Raw genomic sequence first — 22,674 nt, 5'->3', positions numbered from 1 at the left:
CACAGTTAGGTGAAATTTCCAAGCAATAAGTAGTATATCGATAGCTAATTCTAGTTTGGATTTTTTGCAATAATCTTCCCTGTCGTATTATCTAGACGATATTGTGAAATCGAGCCATCCGCTATGTGTTGGATCACGGCAAGTGCTGTAGCCAAAGGAACATTAAACCATTCTCTTGGTGTGTAAATTTGTCCGGTATGGCTTTTTAGGGTGACATTAAGTCTGCGAGCAGCAAGAAATCCATGTACTAGATTTTCGAGTTTATGCGCGTTGAGATTGAAACACTGGCTAGTGGATACAATTCTGACGGGTGCCTCCAGAAAAGTGCGATCTTTTTCTGCATTTTTAATTCGTTGCTCAACTGTTGTTTCAGTAAAGCCTATTTTATAAAGATTCTGTTTATAAGGTGCAAGTACAGGATTTGTACTCATGGTTGCAAGCACATAAACTAAACCGGAGGGAGTGGGATCATTTGAAGGTTGTAATTTTTGACCATTCAGCAGCACTTTGCGCCCTTCATTATCTCTCACTAACCCATGAGTTAAAGACTGATAAAGCATATGCATTTCGGTGCCATTTTCAAATATGAGATGCAAGCGTGAATTGTAAGTACTGTACTGGTCAAGGCGCTCACCAGCGGTATAGACGTATCCAAGTAAGCCATTAAGAATGAAAAAATCACCTTCAGCTATTTTCAGTTTGTGTGTAAAGCGTTCTAAAGAAAAATTATTTTTTTTCAGACCATCATGTAATGCGTAGAATAAAGGCTCAAATTTTGGAAAATTAGCACATGGCTGTCGTTGAGCTATTTCGTCTGGCTGCTCTTTCTTCTCAACTGAAACATACTTCATACTAAAAATATCGGGTTCAGCGAAGTCGAGCAAACCGCTATCATCGTCAGCAAAGATATCGTCTAAAGAAGTAACCAGTTCAGATTTATTTATTTCAGCAATGGTACTGGGCTCTGCTGAGAAATCACTATCAGAAGATTGAAAGTTATGTGGCTGTAATAAGCCATATTGATCAAGTTTCTGTAGCTGGGTACTCTGGTCTGGATTATTTTTAAAAATACACAGTCGTCGCGCTAATCGTTTTTCTTCAAGTGATGAGTCATCTGTTTCACTGGGTAATCTATTATTTTTTTCATAAAAAGAAACAATTTCGATAAATTGATTTCCAACTAAATCAATGGGTAATACTTTTTGCTTTAAGGGCTGTACGTCAAGCAGCCCAAAACCATCATCTTCGCCAAAGATATCATCGAGTGTTAATTTATCTGCTAAATGTTTTGTCGATAATCTGATCATTTAACTAGCCTGTGTGGATATTGATTGCTGCTTCATTTTACGCAGGTATGCCAGTGTTTCCGCGTAGCGGACTTCAATGGGATCGCTGGAGTTTAATGATGGTTCTCGCTGAAACTCTTGTCTGAATTGTTTGATTTTAGGCCAAAGAATAATTGCTTCTTCCTCTGATATTTGTGATTTATTGGCACTCACCGCTTCTTGAATAGTTTTCAGCATAGGCGCCGTGACTGATTTAGATAATATTTCATAAGCACCGTGGAAGGGATTAACGGCATCAATCAGGTCAATATCCAAATTATCAATACACAGAAATTTTTCCCCCATTTTGATAAACTGCTTACTTGCAATATTAGTTGATGACTCATCACTATCATTGCCCATTTCTATATAAGCATTATCGGGCAACATTTTCCCTTCAATCAAACCGCCCTGTTGGGTAATTAACATGCTTTGTAAGATCCCTTGTCTAACCTGCTCTTGCTCTTCTTCGGTTAAATTAGGATAAAGAGTTTGGATCACTGAAGGTAAAGCAACTTGTGTGATGGTTTCTGCTGGTACGATTTCACTAATGGCTTCTTTTACTAGTTGCTCATTTGCCATCAGTGTTGCCATAATCTCGTTTTTATCACCGTTCAAAATATCCAGCACATTTTGAGATACAGGCGTACTAGCACTGTCATCAACTAACAGGGTATTCGGCGGAAGCGGGTGACCATCCCATTGTGAACGGGGTTTAAATTGAATACTAGGCGCTAATATTTGCTCCATCAATAATGAGGTTGTGATAGCTTTAAGCATATTATTAACGGAGGTTCTGACATCATCATCTTGCGCATCAGGTTGAGCGATAAGATTAGTAAACTGAGCGTGTTTTTTACCTACGCTATCGCGTGTTGCTCGACCAATAATCTGTACGATCTCAGTCAGCGAACTACGATAACCAATGGTTAATACATGTTCACAAAACGGCCAGTCAAAACCTTCTTTTGCCATTCCTAGCGCTATAATAATGTCCATATCATCTGCGGTTTTGATATCACGTAGATAAGCTTGAACTTTAGGACGCTCAGCAGGATTATCATCGACTAAATTTGCCACTTTTAATTGGCGACCATCTTTGCCATCAATATGATATATCCCTGTTATTGGATCACGTTTTACCACTGTACCGAGAACATCTAATATCGCGTCGACCTCACCATGTTTGTCTTTCGTCGATTCACCAGAGTTAACATTAGGAATATGAATAATGGTTTTTTTACTGGAGTCAAGAACCGAGGAAAGTGCATCTATATAGCGGCCTTGGTAAAAATGATAGCCGATCCCAAGGGATTTTAGATATTGGTATCCATTGAGCTGTTCATAATAGGTATAAGTAACTTTGGTGAACAGAGCTTCATCTTCTGGCAATAAAATAGGAACCGTATCACCACGAAAATAAGAGCCTGTCATCGCAATGATATGCGCGGTTGAGTGTTTCATTAGGTCGTCAATAAGACCACCTAAACGGCTATCCTCATCAGCGGAAACGTGGTGAAATTCATCAATAGCAACCACACAATGATTAAAATCTGTGATGGCTAATTTTTCGAAGGCAAAACGTAATGTTGCATGGGTGCAGACCATAATAGCGTCATCGCCAGACATAAAACGTTTAAAAGCATTCACTTTGCCATCTTCACCACCATCGATACATAAATTATTTTCAGGCTTAACTATCCAGTCAGCAAAGAAGCCATATTGAGTCAGTTTGGTATCTTGGAAAGAGCCACCAATTGATTTTTCAGGCACTGCCACAATCACTTTATTCAGATGTTGGTTTTCTAATTTATCTAAGCCTAAGAACATTAATGCGCGTGATTTACCACTGGCTGGTGGTGCTTTGATTAATAAATACTGGTTATTGCGCTCATTAAAGGCGCGCGCCTGCATTTCACGCATACCCATGGTATTGAGGCTAGCACTTTTCCCTGTTTGCCCATATTCAACATGCAGTATGTTAGTCATCATAGTTCCTTAAAATTTATTAGGGTTAGAGTCTTATAGCTATTTCTTGCAGATTGACTTAGTTCTTTATTTATCGTTTTTAGTCAATGTTTCATAGCGCGCTAATAAACAACTTAAACGTTCAGTGGCATCTTTAAATGGGCGCTCACGATAGAGTTTATCAACCGCTCTATCGAGAGTCTGATGAGCGGCTAATAGTTTCTCAGGCATTTTATTAGGGTCATAAAGTTCAGCCAAAGTATGACCAGGAAACTCTTCACGAGTCAGTATCACATCTTCAGCAAGTTGTTCAATTTTTTTACGTTGGTTGTCGGTTACATCAGGCCAAGGGAAGGTGTTATAAACCACAGATGAAGAATAGCGATAATCACTTTTTAAGCGTCCAGCAACTAGTCTCATCCAATCATTATGTATTAACGAGGTTAGAATACCGAATTCATATAGGGTACCGTTGGGAATAAACATATTTGCATCTGAGCAGATAGTCGTATAATCAAAAAAACCTATTGGAATATATGTTCTGCGTTCAGATGATACTCTGGGAATAAGGATATAATTACCCGATATTGGCTGACTAACCTGTATAAATAAATGAGGTTGTTCTGCCATTTTAAGAGCTGATGGGTGACCCGCTTTTAGTCTTAATTTTTTTATAGCTTGGAGTCTTTTTTCCACTAAAGGCATAGCAGCTAAGTCTTCTGGTTTTGCATCAACGAGCCACAAACACCACCGTTCTTTACCATTTAAAAATTCAGTAGCACCTAATACCTTTTTGAGCCAATATTTGGCCTTAGGTTCTTTTTCTATTAACAGGTCACGCTCGCTTCGATTTAGTAACAGATGGCCTCCATCTGTTGGTTTATTACCAAAAAGTAAAGGTGGAATATTATTTACTATCGGCTTATTCCTAGGAATAACGACAGTATTATTACCCTCTAGTAAATATGGATTAATATTATCAACTAGTTCACTATGCCACTCGCTATTATAATAATGGAAAAGTTTACGAATTTTATTATTTGATGACATTCCAATTATGACAACATGAACCGCTGCTTTGTCACGCGCGTTATTTGACCATGTAAAAGTTGGGTAAGCGAAATGTATATTTAAACCCATTTTAAATATAGATGGCCAAAGCGTTGCAACCTGTTCTCCCTGACACAGGGAATTAGTTGCAACAAAGGCTAATTCAGCACATGAATTTTGAATATACTGAGCACCTTTCCAAAACCAACAAGCCACATAATCAAGATAACCTAATGCTCTAAATCCATTAAAAACAGATTGCATATCTAATTTTTGTTCATCAGAACGGCCTAGTGTTCCTAAGAAAGGTGGATTACCAATAATATAAATCTCGTCTCCTCGTTCTTTTGGACATATCTGTTCCCAATCTAGGCGTAAACTATTTTCACTATAAATGTTACCACTTTCACGTAACGGTAATGCGGCTGGGGCAGAACCAAAGGCAGCTGCCCATTGGGTATTGAGCTGGTGCTCAGCAAGCCAAAGAGATAAGCGGGCAATCTCACAGGCAAAGTCATCAATTTCGATACCGTAGAATTGAGATAGATGCAACCCGCTTAAATAAAAACTTTCAGGCTCTAGTTGGTTTAATGCCTCTATAACTTGCATTTCTAGTTTGCGTAACTCTTTGTAAGAAACAATTAAGAAATTACCTGAGCCGCAAGCTGGATCAAAGATCTTAATTTTACCAATACGTACTAATAGGGCTTTTAAGCCTTTAATACTGCGACTCTGCTTAGTTAATTCAGTCTCAAGCGGTTCAAGAAATAACGGTTTAATCACCTTCATAATATTGCTATATGAGGTGTAGTGTTGGCCTAAACGACTACGTTGCTCCACATCAATAACGGCTTGAAACATGCTGCCAAAGATATCTGGGTTAATTTCACTCCAATCCATGGCGCCACATTCCAATAATGTTTTACGCCCTTTTTTTCCAAGCTCGGGAATAGGTTCATCAGAAGAGAATAAACCCCCATTAACATAAGGGAAGGCAGCAATATGGGCAGGTAAATATTGGCGATTAGGGCTGTTAGGCGCGCTGTTGAGTACAGTGAAAAGTTGATAGAGAAATGTATCGAGATCGTTACCATCTTCTTCTGTATAGCTTTTGATTGCAGAAGTAAATTGGCCTGACGCAAAAATACCCGTATCTTCAGCGAAAAGACAGAAAAGTAATCGAGTCAAAAATACGTTTAGAGCATGAATATCTTCGGGTTTACTGAGATCGTTGCTTATACGAATAAGATCAAAGAGCTTCCCCATTTTTTCAGCAGCTTTAACATCTGCTGGGTTTTCACTATTAATTATTGCTTTTTCTAAACCCACCAGCGGTAAAAAGAAACCATAGTTGCTGTACAACTCATCCAGTTCAATATCTAGTCTTTCTTTGCTTAAGGTATCCCAAGCTAAAAATCGAACAAAATCGGTGACGATAATAAAACGGATCTTATTTTTTGTCATTGCAGGGTTGGCAATATGCTCGTTAAGTAAATCATCAAGATCATCATTAACGGTAGCACCTTGAAAATAAAGCTTATTTTTTAATCCTATATGTCCAGCTTCTTTAGCGATATTACGACTACTGCCTTGTCGTACTTGTGTAATAGTCGCTTTAGGAAAGTTAAAAGCGGCCATAAAGCCATAGATAAACTCATCAGGATCCAGTTCTTTCGTTAAGTATTCGAGTTGTTCAAAAATCTTTGCCTGATTGATGGCCATTATAAATCTCTTTATGAGTATAATTAATGAGTTACCTAAATGAATTAAAGGTATTGATATATTGAAACTTTACTATGATGAAAAAAGTTAATCAAATGCATAATTAGTGGGCTAGATAGTATTGATAGAGTCCCAATGTTTTGCATGCATGAATAGTGGTATTGAGTATTATCACTAATTAAACAACACATAATCATCCATTATCCTCGTTAGCCCCCAGCTCTCTGTTTATCTGACAATTATCCATTCCACCAGCTATTCTTTAGTTTTCATCTTCAAGGTATTTAGCCAATCGCCTAACGAAAAACTCGGCATCAAATCATACCAGCACAGCCACATTAGTTTGGGACGTAGTTCAGGTTTATTGAATTGGTTAAGCAGGGTAATCAGTCTTTTGGCAAACGAACATTACCTGAGCAGCATGCATTCACCAAGTAGGATACCCTCCAGCATCGGATTGTAGTTTAACAGGCAGTTATCGATGATTAAGCTGACATGCATATCAGTTTGGACAAATAGCGGCTCAGGAAGCGTTTTACCGTGTATTAGCCGGTACAGGCACACGGGCACAACAGCGGGCATGCTGTCTGTATCAGGAAAGCGTATATTCGCTACCATCCAGCCCACTCTGGTAGTGATGTAGCTATGATTCATGAGAGTCATAATACTTTTTTACTGTTGAATTTTTAGGGGGATTTAAAGATTGATATTATTGGCATGGAAGGAGTGTAGTGAGGTGATGACTAAGCTCTGGACTCAGTAATTCGAGCCTTTAGCCAATCTTCGACTTCACTTTTCAGCCAACGTGAGCTACGTCCTAATTTGATAGGCTTAGGAAATTCACCGTCTTGTATTAGCTTATAAAACCACTTATCCGTTAAGCCCGTTAGTTTAGTGATGAATTTCATATCAATGAATTGGTCGTATAGCAGAGGAGTGTCAGTTGTTTGAATCGTCATTGTTTATGTCTCCGATAATTGAAAAGGAGAAGGATTCGAATAGCAAAAATGGGTGTGGTGGGAATCCTTCAAACAATAACTAACTGGCATTATTTTTGACTCAGCATAAAAGATTAGGCCGAGCTTAATTACTTTTGTTCATATATAAAAATTATCCCATGAGTTATTATTACTAGTTTATAACTCTAGTTATTATCATGTTATAAATATAAGTCGTCGAGGTAGAGAGTTAGTGTGGTGGAGATTGTAAGGGTTAATGCAAAGATAGTTTTAGATGATTAAGGAGTGTTTACTGAAATCTTGTATTACTTGATCAGAACAAAGAACCAGTTAAACCATTAATCGAGTATGCTTTGAAGTAGAAACCTGATGGCATGACTCATTCACTAGTAATTACATCAAGGCAATTCAACTTACATGTCTGAGAATGCGAGTGGATTTGATTTGCCGCAATCATTGTTTGAGAGTTACAGTAGTCGATTATATACAAGAGCTATTGGAGATGATGGTTTAGATTCATCGATCTTGTATTGGTCGCCTTGCAGTAAACAAGCCGTGAGATTATGAATCAATGCGTTAAGCAAGATTACTGATTAGTTAGCTGAAAAATATGGTTCAATTTCAATGAACCTACTCGTTGAGGTTGACTGTTTGACACAGTGCCTTAACTACGTAGCTTGGTTTCGTAAGAATCAGCATAACTTCCTAGGTTACATCAAAGATAATCACATTAATTCAACCGTCCGATTGAAATAGGATAAATATTAGGATTGTTTCGCTGCTAATATACAATTACGAGAAGACAGCGAGGCTCTTATTGAATAGATAAGTATTGGAGGCTTAACCGGCAGTGAATGTTTATCGTCAGCTTGTAGTTTAAATCAAGTTAAAGATAGTGTTTACTGTGTCAATCATCTTTAAGAAGGTGATAGCATGCTAAAGTATTTAACAAGTTTAGCAAGCTGGACTGCTAAAAATGTGACTTAGCCACAACGCAGCCCCTTTGAAATAAGTTATGCATCCGAGCAAATTATCTTTGTGATCTTTTAAAAGGAATAAATATTCAATGAAAGTGTTTTATCAGAAAGGCTCCAATTGGCGCGCAACTCCGGCGAGGCTACCATCTGAAGATACCATGCTTTCACTATCATTCAACAATTGGGATGACTATGGGGTAAGTACTACTCTCAATGCAGCCTTATATGTTGATGGTGAAGTTTTTATTGAATTTGGCCTTAAGTTGTTAATCGAAAATGACAATTATTCACCAAAGAAACTAAACGAATTATGTAATAATGGGTGGGATGGATTTTTCCCGATACCAGAAACTAATTATGTATCGGTCCCAAGCGATATTGATTTTTATAATTTTTTGATTGCAAAGATTGGAATAGATGAGGCTAAAAATGTTCTTAGCCTAATAAGAGATGCTGGTTATTTAAAGAATGTTATTAAAGATGAAAATGCTATCAAATTGATTGAACATGATGATTTTTCTACATCACCTCTTAGAGAGGCGGGGGCAAGGAAAGCTTATGAAGACGGCTGGAAGCTGTTTAATGAAAAGGTATCAAGCATTAAAGACTTCACACTTAACACTATAAGAAGAGATGGTTTGATTGAACCAATTCGTTTCAAGTTCAATTCGGATTTACTTCCTTATGATATTAATGTTCTTATTGGTGAAAATGGTATAGGGAAATCTTATACATTAAAGTCTTTAGTTGAATACTGGTTAGGTGTTGAACGAGGAAGCAAACTTTCCCTGGATGAAAGCCAGCATAAACCATTTGATCACTATCCAAATATTTCTAAGTTAATCCTTATATCGTATAGCCCATTTGAAGAATTCACAATTGATTTATCCAAGACAAATTTGAATGACAAAGATGCTTATAGGTATTTTGGTTTTCGTAGGATCATTAAGGACCTAGATGGAAATCAGAGGGTAGGTATTAGTAGAAATCTACCAGCGAGCGATTCTGTATCGTCAATATTGAAGTCACTACATGATGATTTGAAGTTTGGTTCACTTCCTAATTGGACATATAAATTCGAAACCATATTGTCTGTCTTGATGTCGGCTATTGATTTTGATTTTATTGCATTTGAAATAATTAAAGATTTTGATCTGCTTAATCAGATTCCAGATTTCTCTAATTTTTTAGTTGGTGAAGGCAAGAAATACCTTAAAATTGATAATCATGTTATTCAAAAAATAGATGAATGGAATATTGATTTAAAAAGTTGCATTAAGTTTGAATCTGGCACTATCTTTATTAAAGAAAATAAGGCAATTGAAATCAGCTCTGGTCAAAGGCTGTTCTGCTATATTGTGGTAAATGTGGTTGGACAAATAAGGAAAGATAGTTTAGTTGTTATTGATGAACCGGAACTTTTTTTACATCCAGCACTTGAAATAGAGTTTATTGAGTTGCTTAAAAAGGTTTTGAAAGCTTTTACATCTAAAGCGATTTTGGCTACTCATTCTTTAGCTATCACTAGGGAGGTTCCGGCTAAATGCGTGCACGTTTACCGAAAGCAGAATGATCAAGTCGAAGTCGAATATCCACCATTTGAAACATTTGGTGGTGATATGCAGAGAATCTCATCATATGTTTTTGGTGATAATTCCATTACTAAACCGTTCGATAAATGGATAGAAGAGCAGCTAGCAATATATGAAGATCCTCAGGATATTATTAACAAACTTGGGGATGAGCTAAATGAAGAAATGTTGATAAAATTGCTTAATTCAAGGAAGTCTCATGGTATCTAAAATACAGCTTCCCGAAGAGGATTCTCTCGAAATTTTGAGAAAGGTGATAAACGAAAGGCAAAAATATAAAGGATTTTACGCTCGGATTACGAATGACCTTATAAACCAAGCAAAATTGTTCATAGAGCATCATGGAAGCCCGTTAGGGATTACTCCTCTTAACTTGAATGACTATACAGATTCCGAAGAAGAAGCTAGTGAGCGAAAGAAATCTTTGGTTGGCCTATACACACCTAAATCTGAAAAGTTACCGTTCAAGCAACTGGAGGCTATGCGGAAGCATAATGGACTAGTTGTTTGTCCTAGCTGTGGGGAGGCTGGAAGGCCGAGAACGCTTGATCACTATCTTCCTAAAGATATATTTCCTGAACTATCAGTTTTGTTACTGAATTTGACACCAATGTGTGATTGGTGCCAAGGCGAGAAACTTACAGACTATGTCACTGAGGATGGACAAAAGAGATACATTCATCCATATTTTGATGACGTAAACAAACCTTTGTTTTCGATAATATTTACACCTCCATTTTCGACTCCGGCAATAGATATAGCTGTTAAGGATGAATTACCAGAAGAGCTAAAGATATTGGTAAAGTCTCATTTGGAAGGAATTGATTTTCTTACTCGTTTCAAAGAGTACTTTAAGACAAGGTATATAAGTGTTCTGCGGAGAGCTAATAACTGTCGGCAACCTGATACAAAAAACTTGCGAGATGTTTTAGCTTTGTGTATGGATATGGAACAAGAAAAATCTATTAATTCATGGGATGCTGTACTATACAGATCTATTCTTGAAAATAATGAATTAATGGAATACCTAGAGAATGGTCAATTGCCTGATAATTTATAGAGTATTCTACAGTAGAGTATAACAAACTCATTGAATCTGGCTCTGTATTTTATGTAGGCGTTAACCCATAGAAATTTTAATCCTAAACTGACGAGTTAGAGTAAAGTGTCTATTACATTCATACCCCAAAATGAACTAGAATAAGTACCAACTTTTTTGAGCCTAATGTTTAGTAGAGTGTATTTTTTACATATAAAAAAGCAGAAAAAGACAATCAATTAATATTAAATGGTTTTTCTGCTTTTTTATTTTATACACTTTCAACTAGATAGATCTTCAGCGGTAATAAATTATGATGTCAGTTTTCAATCACCCATTTTTATTTCGTTTTCTTCCAATTTGTTTTGCAGTAGGAATATCGCTGAGCTGATAAATACGGCGTTCTGTACGCTGACTGTCTTTGCCTAAATAACTTAATATATATTTCATATCACTACGACCATCCTCGTCGGAATATTCAATAACACGCTCACCAGGAACTGGATAATATGGTTTGGGTTCACAGTGGTGTGCATAACCTTCACTTTCAGTAACTTCTTCCCATATATCGCGAATATCTTTCCAAAAACTCCATACCTTCTGATGACGCTGGCCATTAATGTAAAATGCTGCGTGAATATGATAGCGATGTTGTTCTCCGTATTCTAATACCCAGGCAAAACCCACAATGCCAGAAATACCGTTTACCTGTTCAATCAGCCATGTCATATCAGCTGTAATTTGATAAGTATCGGCATATTTAAATGATTTACTGTCTTTGCGATAAGCAAAATCGATACGAAACATTAGGAGTTTTGAATAATGCTCAAATAGGTCATCTTGATGATTAAATAAATCATGTTGTAATAAATAGTCCGGTTTGTGATTGAAATTAATTGTGATTTTCATAATGGTTGCCCTCAGTGATTAATGTTTCTCATGGGATAACGGCATTATTTAAATTTTGAATGAAATAGGCCATGATGGTTCTATGAGGGAACTTATCATCAATCATGAGAACACTAAGGAATTTTATTCAATCAGTGAAAATTAAAAAATCAGTAGGTAATGATTCAAATATTTCTTCGAGTTTAGTTTAATAGCATTGAGATGAGAGAGTGGATGCTGCACTCATCTTTTATTAATCTGATAATTATTATTCATAGTAATGGTAGTGAATAAGCAACTAGATTGAATTCACCATTATTTGGGGTAGATAGATTAGTCAATTACCTTCTTTATTAAATAATACTAATTAACCTTAATGAAATATTTTAATTAAAAAATGGATAGGAAAAGCATTGATTGACTTACCTAGGATTTGAGTGCTTTGAATGTTCAGACTTTGACTAAGCGCTCCTTGATGACAAGTAGGTACTACATTAGAATTGTTTTCTCCCATAAAAAGCATTTTTTGTGATGGAATACCTGGGCTTTAGCTTGTTTTCATTAAAATTAGTCATGAATAAATCATGGAAATTTGATGTGAAAAACAAGTGTAAATCATGAAATTTTAATGGTAATATCTTGTCATTATCACGGCGTGATTTGGTGGGTGTAATGAATTCAAATGAAAGTAGTAAACAATTGAAATACGATTGCAATAGACTATTGCAAGGAAGCGAAAGAGAGTTAATTTATTATCTTAATTATTTGCAGGAAGATATAAAAAGTTGTAAGTATATATCAGGTGTTAACTATAAAAATTTAAAAGATATAAAGATTAAGATTCAGAATGCATTAGATAAGCTTTTTATACATAAAATAAATGTGGAAAATTTAATGAATGACATGCAGGATGATTTTCTGAATTTAGCATTTGAAGAACAGTATTTTTCGTGGATAAAGAACAGTGATCGTGCCTGTTATTGGTTGTTGCTTAATATTTTAATAATTTACTCAAAAGAAAATGAAAGAGAAATAAATAAACTAAAAAATGAAGATTATATAAATCTAAATTCTGGAACGATGTATTATTCAATAATTTCATGGTTTGATAAAATGGTAAGTTCTTATGATGATTATGATGATAGTAAAAATAACATCAAATCACTAATGGATGATTGGTATCATATCACGGATCATTCGGCCTTTATATGGGTTTCTAAAATTAACAGCCCAGTTGAAATAGACTATTGTTTTAATTACATACAAGAATTAGGTATAAATACGATTGATGTTTTTATATTGCCTGAGCATATTGATGCTTTTATTCTTTTAGGTAAGAAAGAGCTCATTGGAAAAAAAGATATTATAATCGCTTTTTTTGACTATTTATTTTTATCATCAAGAAACGGTATTCTTGCGGCTGAAAATTTAAAAATGAAAATGGCTAATGCGCTTTCCTCTTGGAGAAATAGAAGGAATAAAGAAGGTTATGTTGATGTGCATTTTGATATCAAAAAGGAAAATATTCCAAAGTTAGAAGCACTTAAAAAACGCCTTAATTTGATGTCAAAAAAGGAAGTCGTCAATGCCTTGATAGAGCGTGAGTATGATAAAAAAGGATAGCCTTTCTATTTATATTCAATGGCTAATTTAAAATTTTTTCAGATATATATCATTTTAGTGATATCTCATCCTTGATATCTCAATAAACCACCAGCCATCCATTATGATGGCTGATTTGTTTTGAGGCTAATATGAAAAAATTATCAGGCTATGCCCTTATTCGTCGCCATCTGCGGCGCTACCCGCGTTCACTGCGTCAATCCTTATTAAAAGAGCTCAATCAGCTTGTTACCTATCAGCCTGTGATTGGCATCATGGGAAAAACTGGCGTGGGAAAATCCAGTCTGTGTAATGCCTTATTTCGCAGTCAAGTTTGTGCTGTCAATGCTGTTGAAGCTTGTACTCGGCAGCCCCAACAGGTCAAATTACGTTTTGGACGGCACACACTAACGCTAGTCGATTTACCGGGTGTAGGAGAAAGCCAACAGCGTGATGAGGAGTATCGTGAGCTCTATCGTGAGTGGATACCTAAACTCGATATGGTGCTTTGGGTTCTGAAAGCCGATGATCGCGCATTTTCTATTGAAGAACAGTTTTATCAAACAGTATTCACGGAGTATAACGGAGAGCTACCGGCTATTACTTGGATTTTGAATCAAGTCGATAAGATAGAGCCTGTAGAGCAGTGGCACTGGGAATCCGCACAGCCTTCAAAACAGCAGCAAGTTCATATCACATTGAAACGGCATGCTATCGCCAAACAAATGCATATATCTGCAGATACCATCATTCCAATATCTGTTAAAGGCAGATATCACCTTCCCCAATTAGTGGAGGCGATTATTACTCGTCTCCCAAAGCAGGCGCGTAGTCCCTTAATCCCACATCTACAAAACACCTATCAGACCACAACGGTTATCAATCATGCGAGTAGCTCTTTCGGTGATACGGTCGTAGATATCATTGAGCGAGTGATTGATTTCGCTCCACTTCCTCAAGTCGCTCGGCACGCTCTCAAATCAACAACTCATCATATTGCTCGAGCAGCGCGCTCTGTCTGGTCATTTTTCTTTAGTTAATTCAATGAAATGATTGTCATATTGAGCCATCAGTAAACGATTTTACGTTGTCATGATCGAATTTGTCGATCGAACCGATCGGTTTTTTTCATTATCCATACGGAAATGATGGCTATACAATCTTTCAGAGGTATCAATGACTTAAATTTATTTATAAAAATCAATGCGATAAAACGCAGGGTTTGTCACGTTATTAAGAATGGAAAACCATCAGCCTCTTATTTAGAGCTTATTCTTTGTTCGCATTAACGAGTTCTTACGACCCCATATCTGAATAGGAAAAATAACTAATTGGAAAATATTATGAAAACAAAACTTATTATTTCTGCACTTTTTATTTCGGCTTTAACACCGACATTCACTCACGCTTTTGGTAACTCACACACTTGGACGAGTAACAAAACACAAGGCGTGACCGAGTTTGTCATTTTGGGTCAGGGCAAATCTCAGCTTTATCTGTCTTGTGAAGACAAAGGGGATAAACCCATTCAAATTATGTTTACGGATATCAATGGTCATCAAACCCGCATGGATACGGGCCAATATTTGGAAATGAAATTTGACGGAAAGGAGGTATATCAAATCAGTGACAGCGCAAGCAGAGCCGGCTCAAGTCACGTCGAAGTCGCTTGGGATAATTTACGTCATGAAAAACAGGTCACCGTCTCCGCTGACGGCGGCCAGCCCGTGACCTTTACCTTAAAGGGGGCCGCAAGCGTTATCCCTGAAATCGGGGATAACGGCTGCTGGACTCAATTTATCCTCTAAGTACCCTTTGGGCTCAACGATAAGATACCTAACTCACTAAAGCCACGGGATAGTAAAAACCGTGACAGCATTGATCGAGTGGGGGATGTCTCCTTATTCGAGCTCAAGTCCGACATATCCGTGATTTTTACGCTCATTCCATCATAAGGATACTCATTATGAAAAAACTCATTTTTGCACTTTCGCTGGGGCTGATGACGTGTTTCGCCTATGCAGAAAAGGCGCCTATTCGACTCAGTGAAGGGCCCAGCAATGCCGGGCGTTCATACAGTAAAATCTATATCACCTCAAACGTTGATAGCGTGGTCATCAAAAAAATTTTAGTTAATCGCGGAAACTGTAAGGATGCGGAATACCGTCCTTGGAAGCCCATTAGGCTGAATTTTGGTAATACCTACACACGTCTATTTACGGGTAAAAGCCCAGGAGTACCGTGCAATGTCATCGAGGTCGCCGTGGATACCAACCAAGGCGTTTGGACATTTGATTTCAATCCCTAATGTGATCATGTCAATTCTTACCACTAAAGGCCTGCTGCTTATCAGCAGGCCTTTTTGTTTACTGTCGTCATGACACTTCTTAGGTATCGGTAGTCAAACAGGTGGTTTGTAGTCCTGTTCACTCATCATTTTTATTACCCGTTATTGATTTATTAACAGGAGAAATCATATGTCTTCCTCTTATTCTGCTTCTGCGCTAGAACCAAACTCATTTATTCTCGCTAATGTCGTGCCGCTTTCAGCTAGACCAAATTTCTGGCAAAGCCACTTTGGTACAGTGAAAGGCTTCGCCACGTTTGAAGTAGTGATATTCACTATCATGGGCCAGTTTTGTGATGAATATACGGGCGGCTATTGGGAGTACTGCACTTTACCCAACGGTGGCGCATTTATTTATCCTGATTTGGGCTCTGAAAAACTCACACTGTTCAATATGCACAATGGCAATGAAGAGATTCTAAGCCCTGAAGCGGCTGGCGTTGCCATCTGTTTGATGCTGTACAGCCAGTGGTCATTTAGAACCGAAAGTGAAGTACTGGTCGAGCGTTTCTATCAGCTTCGTGATTACGCTATTCAACACCCTGAAAGTTCAGCTATTTTCCATCTTATCGATTAACTCCCTCTTAATTCACTCTTTCAGTTTTACCTATCTTATTTATTTTAAAGGAAATTTATTATGACTCGTTTAGCTTCTCGCTTTGGTGCGGCGAATAGCATTCGTCGTGATCGCCCGTTAACAATTGAAGAATTGTTTCGTACTGTCCCAAGTGTTTTCTCTGAAGAGAAACACGAATCTAGAAGTCAGCGTTACACTTACATACCAACCATTACCTTACTCGATAGTTTACAAAAAGAAGGCTTCTATCCGTTCTTTGCCTGCCAGACTCGTGTGCGTGATGCGAGTCGTCGAGAGCATACCAAGCACATGTTACGGCTAAGAAGACATGATCAAATTACAGGAGTGCAAGTGCCTGAAATTATCTTACTTAACAGCCATGATGGCTCAAGCAGTTATCAGATGTTACCGGGGCTATTTAGAGCTGTATGTCAAAATGGTTTGGTTTGCGGAGATACGTTTGGTGAAGTACGTGTGCCACACAAGGGCGATGTGGTAGGTAAGGTAATTGAAGGGGCTTATGAGGTGCTAGAAACGTTTGATTCTGTTGCTGAAAAGCGTGAACAGATGCAGTCACTATTGTTACCGCCACCAGCACAGCAAGCTTTGGCACAAGCGGCGTTGACGTATCGCTTTGGTGAAGAGCATCAACCGATTACCGAGGAACAGGTTTTACAACCTCGCCGCTGGGAAGATAAGAAAGATGATCTTTGGACGGTATATCAACGCTTGCAGGAGAATTTAATCAAAGGGGGATTATCAGGTAGGAACGCTAAAGGTAAACGTGCTCGCACTCGTTCTGTGAATGGGATTGATGGGGATATCAAGTTGAATAAGGCGCTGTGGGTGATGACGGAAAAGATGCATGAATTTTTACGGTAGCATTTTTTTCATTTAAATAATCATGTTAAAAAATGCTGGGTATCTTTTATAATATCCAGCAAATAAGTAATTTTTTTGTTTAAGTGATCGGACTGAGAGAATTATTAATGAGTACGGTATTGAGATTATTAATAATTGATTTTTTTAATTTATCAAAAGCATCTGCTTTATATATTGCTTTTGAATTAAAAGTGTTGTTTTCAAGATCGATATCTGAGTTTCTTACATGTAAATTAAAAAGTTCTCTTAATATTCTTAGGCTTTCTGCTACTGATTTTAATTCATTTTTTATATCAATATCATCTATCTGAAATCTACTTTTTGTTATTGGTTTTTCTTGTAAAATTCCAGTGTTCATTAAGGTAATTAAATCAGTTAAGGCTGCCTTAAAAGCAGTGAAATCTCCTTCGGCAGCCCATGCGTCTTTAAGGGCAGGACGGTCAAAATAATTTTTATATATTTTGAGAACATCTAAATCAGATTGCTTTAGTGAAAGTTCAACGTCTCGTCTTGGGATAACATCTTTTTTTATAAGGGAAATTATTTTGTGCAGTTTATCTATTGATAGTGATGAGATATCACTTATTAGAGTTGTATCATCTAGAATATCATTTTTAGCATTAAAATTAATTCCTAAAGGTAAATTTAAAGTTGAGTTAAGCCTTGTTTTTTCACCAATAATAACTATTTTTAGTGTAGAGTACTCTTTAGATAAATTATGTTCATTAAACAAATTAATTGTTTTTTGTAGTTTGTCTTTTCTTCTATTTGATGTTATCTGCACTGCTATTTTTTGTTGTCTATCACCTAAGTCAATAGCTGCTCTGTTTAGCTCGGCATGATTTAGATTAACTAAATTCCATCCATATATGATATTTAATAAATCAGCATAAAAATCTTCAGCAACAATATTTAGATCAAAAAAATGTATTTTACCTCCTAATTTTGCTGATGTTGAAAGATGAGTTATCCAGTATATGATTTCTTTTATTGCTAGTTCTTTATTTAACATAACGCTTCAACTTATCTTAATTATCAGGGGTTAATGATCTTGGGTTTGTTATTTTATAATTATCTTTTCTCACGGAGTAAAAAATTTATTTCATTTAATATGTGAATTTGCCTTGCTTCAAATTCAGTAGGTGTATCAGCTTGCTCTAGAGTTTTAAAAGCTATTAGCATGGACATTCCACTTATTACTATGCTAACTATATCAAACTTTTCATTTATGAAATACCAAATTGCAGAAATAAGAAGCAAAAGCAAGCAAAATCCAAAAACTCTAAATGTTCCTTTTTGTCTTTGAGATTTTTCTTGCCTCAGGAGATTTTGTCGATGAGATTTTTCATCAAGTAGTTCTTGAATATCACAATCAATTAAAGGTTTGTAATTTTTTTGCTGGGAATTATCATTGATAAAGACATTACCGTTGATATGATTTGAATTAAAATCTCTCATTTCTACCTCGAGTATGTTGTTAATCTAAAAGCGACGTTTATGAATATGTATAACTTATGCTAAATTATGCTACTACGTTATAAAAAACAAGTGGTTCCTAATGGTTATGTGTTGTGAACTAAAAATTTTGTTCATGCTTGGCGAGCAGAAGTGTTAAGTATACATTTAAGTATACAAAAAATTATCTTTAAATTTATATCAAATAAAAACAATATATTGTATATGAAAAGCGAGTCCGGCCTTCGCACCATAAGAACATCAAGAGACGTCAATGGACGTCTTTTTTTGTATCTAAAATCCAGTGTTTGCAAGGCTTTCCCCGTGTTTTCAGTCAATGCATGTCAATCTAACTCAACCCACATCAACCTCCGAGTGAGTATTGTAGTGGCATAGTTAATTTGGTCACCAACTCAGAGGTGATATCATCACTTCATAAACAGATAGGTGGCAATGATGGCGAAACGTATAAGATGACTTTTCAGTACTGAATTTAAACTTGAAGCGGCTTAACTGGTGCTTGACCAAAGCTACTCCGTCGTCGAGGCCGCCAACGCCATGGGCGTCGGTAAATCAACTGTAGTGGCATAGTTAATTTGGTCACCAATTCAGAGGTGATATCATCACTTCATAAACAGATAGGTGGCAATGATGGCGAAACGTATAAGACGTCTTTTTAGTGTTGAATTCAAACTTGAAGCGGCTCAACTGGTTCTTGACTAAAACTATTCCGTGGTTGACGCTGCCAACGCCATGGGCGTAGGGAAATCAACCATGGACAAATGGGTTCGGCAACTCAAATTAGAGCACAAAGGAATTTCACCGAAAGCGTCACCCATGACGCCTGAGCAAGTTGAAATTCGTGAATTGAAAAAGAAAATTGCGCGACTTGAAGAGCATAATGAGATCTTAAAAAAAGCTACTGCGCTGGTGATGTCGGACTCTCTGAACAATTCTCGCTGATTATCTTATTTTTGATGCATAAAAAGAATAAGAGGGTTATAGATAAAAGGTAAATAGTAAAAATGATACTCAATAAGGTTTGATGTTGAAATATAGGTACTGTATTCATTGCTTTCGGATACAGCCTGAAAAAACTCATGAGCCATTTTAAGGTAATAGAATAAAATAGCTAAAGATATTGATATATGAGTCGGCATTTGATGTTTTTCAGCTGTTTTCCTTTAAATTAATCCTATGGATTCCAAGAGTATCAGTTACGCAAAAACTCTAATTTTTTTATCAGATAAACGCTAATAAATAAAATAATTACGGAAGAGATAAGGAAAAACCAATTAAAAAAGCTACCACCTTCTAATTCAGTTATGAGTAAGATTCCCCATGCGGATATAATATAAAGTGACACTATTAATAATCTTCTAGTATAGATGATTTTTCGGTTTCTTTTTTCCAGAGGTCTGTAGTAACTCTTTATGTTAAAGTACACTATTACACTGATAATAAATGATAAATAATAAAGTAAATGAGCGGTCATTCTAGGATATCTCCATCTCCACTAACGTTAATTATTTTACTGCTATCAGCGGGGTTAGGGTATTCGTAATAAACGGAACCACCAGTTTGACTCTCTATACCAATAATTAAATGGCAATCATCGGTGATGATGTGTTTCACATTAGTGACTTTTTCTGGCTCTCTTACAAACATCATTACCTCGCCAGATTTTTTATCTAAAAAGAAGGCATTTTTGATGTCATCTTTTAGTTTATAAATAGCAACAGCATCAAGGCCTAATTCAAATGTTAAAAGATAATCTCTCATTTGTTTGTAGGCACGTTCTGTATCTTGTCGAGCATGTTTATTTAAATATAATGGTGTTTCAATCTCGCCGAATGCGTTTAGCTTTGGTAAAAGCTTTAATTTGCCATGAAGTGATAAGCCAAAATCAGCAATGTCATAAGCCAATACTCCCATCGATTTATCAAAACCTAACCCTGTCGCTGCTGCTATATAACCTTCACGCAAAGGGCCTTTAGCATCAGTATTACCTTCATAAATCCCCATAGCGCCTTCATAAATATTATTTGAACCATGAGCTATTAATACAGCACCAATAATGCAACCACCTCCAGTTGCGCATAATGCTCCACCAGCCCAAACTTGAGCTGCGCCGCCTAAGATAGAAAGCCCATTAAGGATCCAAAATTTAGATTGCTCAAATAAATTTGACTCTTCTTGTTTGAGTTCGGCAGCTCCTTGCTCATAGCTTTTTTGGCCTGATTCAACCTCATGTACAATCTGGTCAGCTACAGATTTTATATCGCTTTTAAATGATTCTTTTGTTTCAGGGAAATAGAGGTGTTTCTCACATAACTCATCAACACAATCAATTAGTTGTTGCGCATCAATTCTAATTTTGTTGCTGTCATTGGCAATAATAGGAGGTGCGTAATGATTACTTGGCTGGCTAATTAGTTGCTGAGTAGGAGTCTCGGGAGCTACAGGGCTATATGCGCGAGACATCGGTTCATCTTCTTTACTGTAGCAATCAGTGATGGAGTTTATCAGTCTTGCTTTGCATGGGCAGGAGCTAAAGCTATCCAGTGTTCCTGCCATCATTCTACCATTACCCCATACATTGCTAGCGCCACCTAGTATGTTGTATGTTCCTGAATGCTTGCCACAGGTAACCAGATCGCCCTGACGTGCAGCAGATCTTCCATGGAATATAAAAGTATTATCTCTAGTTAAAATCTGACCGCCACAGGTGGTTTTATCGCCAACTCGTAAAAAATAGCCTGTTGCCATGAACATCCTTTTATTTAGCTTAAGTTTGATTGCATTGTTAGTTAGCAATAAAGGATTGATAAGTTATTTTTAATAATTTTTGCTAATTACAATAAATAAGAGCGGCTGGCGATTGTTTTATATAATATTAATATCTAAAACAAATAGGGAATTATGGTAACGACTTATTTAAGGCAGTAATGGAAATAAGTAAATCAGTTTTCAAACATCAAACTACTAAGTATAAATTTAAGTATCAAAAATAATTTTGAATTTATAATCAATAAAAGCAATGCATTACTTATAGAAGATAAGTCCGTCTTTTCCATAAAAATAAAGGGACGTCAATGGATATAATTTTATGCTTTAATTTATTTTTTTATCATTATTTTAAGTTGGTAGGTATCAGATTGACTAAACCGACATCAGATATATCAGGTTCTATTGCTTTATATTCCGTAAAAGAAACTAATGAGAACATATAACTCAATAATAAAAATGAAGAATGGAATTTGTAAAAAATAATAAATTGATTACAGCTTTGGCGTTTTTATGAATTTTGAAAACCTAAATTTATAAATATATCGCAGGAATGAAGATGACTAAAACTTATTAATATTGATAAAAACAGCGTATATTAGTTAAAATACGCTGCTCAAATATCAAGTTGGTGAATGGTTGGGTTTTAAGTTTCTTATTAACTAATTAAATGCAATGATGACTACGGCATTGCCAGTGTAATATCCAGGGGTTACCGTTCCTGATGAATGTAATTCAGACGTGAATGTAAATGGATTCGATGCATTATTTCCAGAAATATTCATATTGGCACCATTCCAACCACTTTGATTATTAATTAATGGATCTGAATAAAAGTTAGGCGTCGAATTTAAATATACATAACGCTCACCCGTCGTTGAACGAGCAAATAAGTTGATATTTGTAGCCTGTGTACAGGTGATATTGCCAGAAACTGAGTTTCTCTTACCATTTAAGCTTGTGTTACTAATTGCCCCGTGATCAACAAAGGAAGGTAAAGAAATACTGCATGTTTGATTTGTCGGTGGAATTTTACCACAGACGCTACCAGGCCATTGGATTGCATTCCTAACACCCGCAGTTGGTCTATGGTTAACATAGAATAATCCTATACAAGTTGCATTTGGGCTATCAATAACAAATGATGCACGATAAGGGATCCCTTTTGCAGATCGAAAAGCCTCAGCGACTTCTTGCGCTGTTCGATATTGGTTAATTCGAATGCAGTTACCATAATCTAAGCAAGAACCACTCAACGATGGTGCGCCAGATGCATACAGAACATCTGGGCCTATCCAGCATTCTGTTGACCCATAGCAAGGGTTAGTTATACCACTTGCTTCAGACCAAGAAAGAATATCCATCTCAACACGAGGCCAAGCTCCAGAGGTCATACTTACAGGCATTACATACGCGATCGCATTGGCTGGGCGAGATGGGAATAGAGATGCTAACGCGATGATTAATAATAAAATACTCAAACGGCTTGTATTTAACATTCCGT

18 protein-coding genes and 1 pseudogene are annotated in these 22,674 nt (G+C 36.6%); 9 read left to right on the top strand and 10 right to left on the bottom strand.

The window, feature by feature from the left end:
- Positions 1-50: 50 nt before the first annotated feature.
- From ACE2AL_RS18440 to ACE2AL_RS18420, 5 genes are all read right to left on the bottom strand, one after another.
- Positions 51-1,307: a GIY-YIG nuclease family protein gene (locus ACE2AL_RS18440; RefSeq protein ID WP_206083286.1), complete on the bottom strand. Its 1,257-nt coding sequence runs from the start codon at positions 1,305-1,307 to the stop codon at positions 51-53.
- Positions 1,308-3,317, bottom strand: a complete 2,010-nt coding sequence (locus ACE2AL_RS18435) for a DEAD/DEAH box helicase (protein ID WP_375083753.1) — start codon at positions 3,315-3,317, stop codon at positions 1,308-1,310. It abuts the gene before it with no gap.
- A 63-nt stretch (positions 3,318-3,380) separates the two neighbouring features.
- The gene (locus tag ACE2AL_RS18430; RefSeq protein ID WP_206083288.1) at positions 3,381-6,065 is read right to left on the bottom strand and encodes a DNA methyltransferase; all 2,685 of its coding nucleotides are present in this window, start codon (positions 6,063-6,065) and stop codon (positions 3,381-3,383) included.
- 408 nt (positions 6,066-6,473) lie between these two features.
- Positions 6,474-6,683, bottom strand: coding sequence for a hypothetical protein (locus ACE2AL_RS18425; RefSeq protein WP_206083289.1), 210 nt, complete (start codon positions 6,681-6,683; stop codon positions 6,474-6,476).
- Positions 6,684-6,808: 125 nt separating this feature from the next.
- Complete coding sequence (locus ACE2AL_RS18420; RefSeq protein ID WP_206083290.1) at positions 6,809-7,024, bottom strand: AlpA family transcriptional regulator; 216 nt, start codon at positions 7,022-7,024, stop codon at positions 6,809-6,811.
- Between the two features lie 1,066 nt (positions 7,025-8,090).
- Between ACE2AL_RS18420 and ACE2AL_RS18415 the strand changes: the two genes are divergently transcribed.
- Positions 8,091-9,803: an AAA family ATPase gene (locus tag ACE2AL_RS18415; protein ID WP_206083291.1), complete on the top strand. Its 1,713-nt coding sequence runs from the start codon at positions 8,091-8,093 to the stop codon at positions 9,801-9,803.
- Positions 9,793-10,653 carry a hypothetical protein gene (locus ACE2AL_RS18410; protein ID WP_206083292.1) on the top strand — a complete coding sequence of 287 codons (861 nt, stop codon included), beginning with the start codon at positions 9,793-9,795 and terminating at the stop codon, positions 10,651-10,653. The genes ACE2AL_RS18415 and ACE2AL_RS18410 overlap by 11 nt, the downstream gene beginning before the upstream one ends.
- Before the next feature lie 309 nt (positions 10,654-10,962).
- Here the strand turns inward: ACE2AL_RS18410 and ACE2AL_RS18405 are convergent, their stop codons facing one another.
- The gene (locus tag ACE2AL_RS18405; protein WP_375083752.1) at positions 10,963-11,541 is read right to left on the bottom strand and encodes a hypothetical protein; all 579 of its coding nucleotides are present in this window, start codon (positions 11,539-11,541) and stop codon (positions 10,963-10,965) included.
- Between the two features lie 651 nt (positions 11,542-12,192).
- On the opposite strand from ACE2AL_RS18405, the gene ACE2AL_RS18400 reads away from it, so the two are divergent.
- From ACE2AL_RS18400 to ACE2AL_RS18375, 6 genes are all read left to right on the top strand, one after another.
- Complete coding sequence (locus tag ACE2AL_RS18400; protein ID WP_206083294.1) at positions 12,193-13,143, top strand: hypothetical protein; 951 nt, start codon at positions 12,193-12,195, stop codon at positions 13,141-13,143.
- 131 nt (positions 13,144-13,274) lie between these two features.
- Positions 13,275-14,162, top strand: coding sequence for a GTPase family protein (locus ACE2AL_RS18395; protein WP_206083295.1), 888 nt, complete (start codon positions 13,275-13,277; stop codon positions 14,160-14,162).
- Positions 14,163-14,465: 303 nt separating this feature from the next.
- The gene (locus ACE2AL_RS18390; protein ID WP_102138154.1) at positions 14,466-14,930 is read left to right on the top strand and encodes a hypothetical protein; all 465 of its coding nucleotides are present in this window, start codon (positions 14,466-14,468) and stop codon (positions 14,928-14,930) included.
- 158 nt (positions 14,931-15,088) lie between these two features.
- Positions 15,089-15,430, top strand: a complete 342-nt coding sequence (locus ACE2AL_RS18385) for a hypothetical protein (RefSeq protein ID WP_004907556.1) — start codon at positions 15,089-15,091, stop codon at positions 15,428-15,430.
- A gap of 169 nt (positions 15,431-15,599) precedes the next feature.
- Positions 15,600-16,046 (top strand): antirestriction protein, encoded by a 447-nt coding sequence (locus tag ACE2AL_RS18380; RefSeq protein WP_241016801.1) that lies wholly within the window; start codon positions 15,600-15,602, stop codon positions 16,044-16,046.
- 60 nt (positions 16,047-16,106) lie between these two features.
- Complete coding sequence (locus ACE2AL_RS18375; RefSeq protein WP_206083296.1) at positions 16,107-16,928, top strand: DUF932 domain-containing protein; 822 nt, start codon at positions 16,107-16,109, stop codon at positions 16,926-16,928.
- Positions 16,929-17,007: 79 nt separating this feature from the next.
- On the opposite strand, the gene ACE2AL_RS18370 is transcribed toward ACE2AL_RS18375, so the two are convergent.
- Both ACE2AL_RS18370 and ACE2AL_RS18365 read right to left on the bottom strand, forming a co-directional pair.
- Positions 17,008-17,940: an SMEK domain-containing protein gene (locus ACE2AL_RS18370; protein ID WP_206083297.1), complete on the bottom strand. Its 933-nt coding sequence runs from the start codon at positions 17,938-17,940 to the stop codon at positions 17,008-17,010.
- A gap of 59 nt (positions 17,941-17,999) precedes the next feature.
- Positions 18,000-18,386, bottom strand: a complete 387-nt coding sequence (locus tag ACE2AL_RS18365; RefSeq protein ID WP_206083298.1) for a hypothetical protein — start codon at positions 18,384-18,386, stop codon at positions 18,000-18,002.
- A 611-nt stretch (positions 18,387-18,997) separates the two neighbouring features.
- Here ACE2AL_RS18365 and ACE2AL_RS18360 point away from each other — a divergent pair.
- Positions 18,998-19,348, top strand: a pseudogene (locus tag ACE2AL_RS18360) (transposase); the annotation flags it as partial.
- A 526-nt stretch (positions 19,349-19,874) separates the two neighbouring features.
- Here ACE2AL_RS18360 and ACE2AL_RS18355 read toward each other — a convergent pair.
- Positions 19,875-21,152: a DUF4225 domain-containing protein gene (locus ACE2AL_RS18355; RefSeq protein ID WP_375083751.1), complete on the bottom strand. Its 1,278-nt coding sequence runs from the start codon at positions 21,150-21,152 to the stop codon at positions 19,875-19,877.
- Positions 21,153-21,832: 680 nt separating this feature from the next.
- The gene (locus ACE2AL_RS18350; RefSeq protein ID WP_375083750.1) at positions 21,833-22,669 is read right to left on the bottom strand and encodes a hypothetical protein; all 837 of its coding nucleotides are present in this window, start codon (positions 22,667-22,669) and stop codon (positions 21,833-21,835) included.
- Between the last annotated feature and the right edge of the window lie 5 nt (positions 22,670-22,674).

The sequence above is a fragment of the Providencia xihuensis genome (assembly GCF_041953405.1).
Taxonomy (GTDB): Bacteria; Pseudomonadota; Gammaproteobacteria; order Enterobacterales; family Enterobacteriaceae; genus Providencia; species Providencia vermicola.
This window is presented reverse-complemented; position numbering and strand designations above follow the sequence as displayed.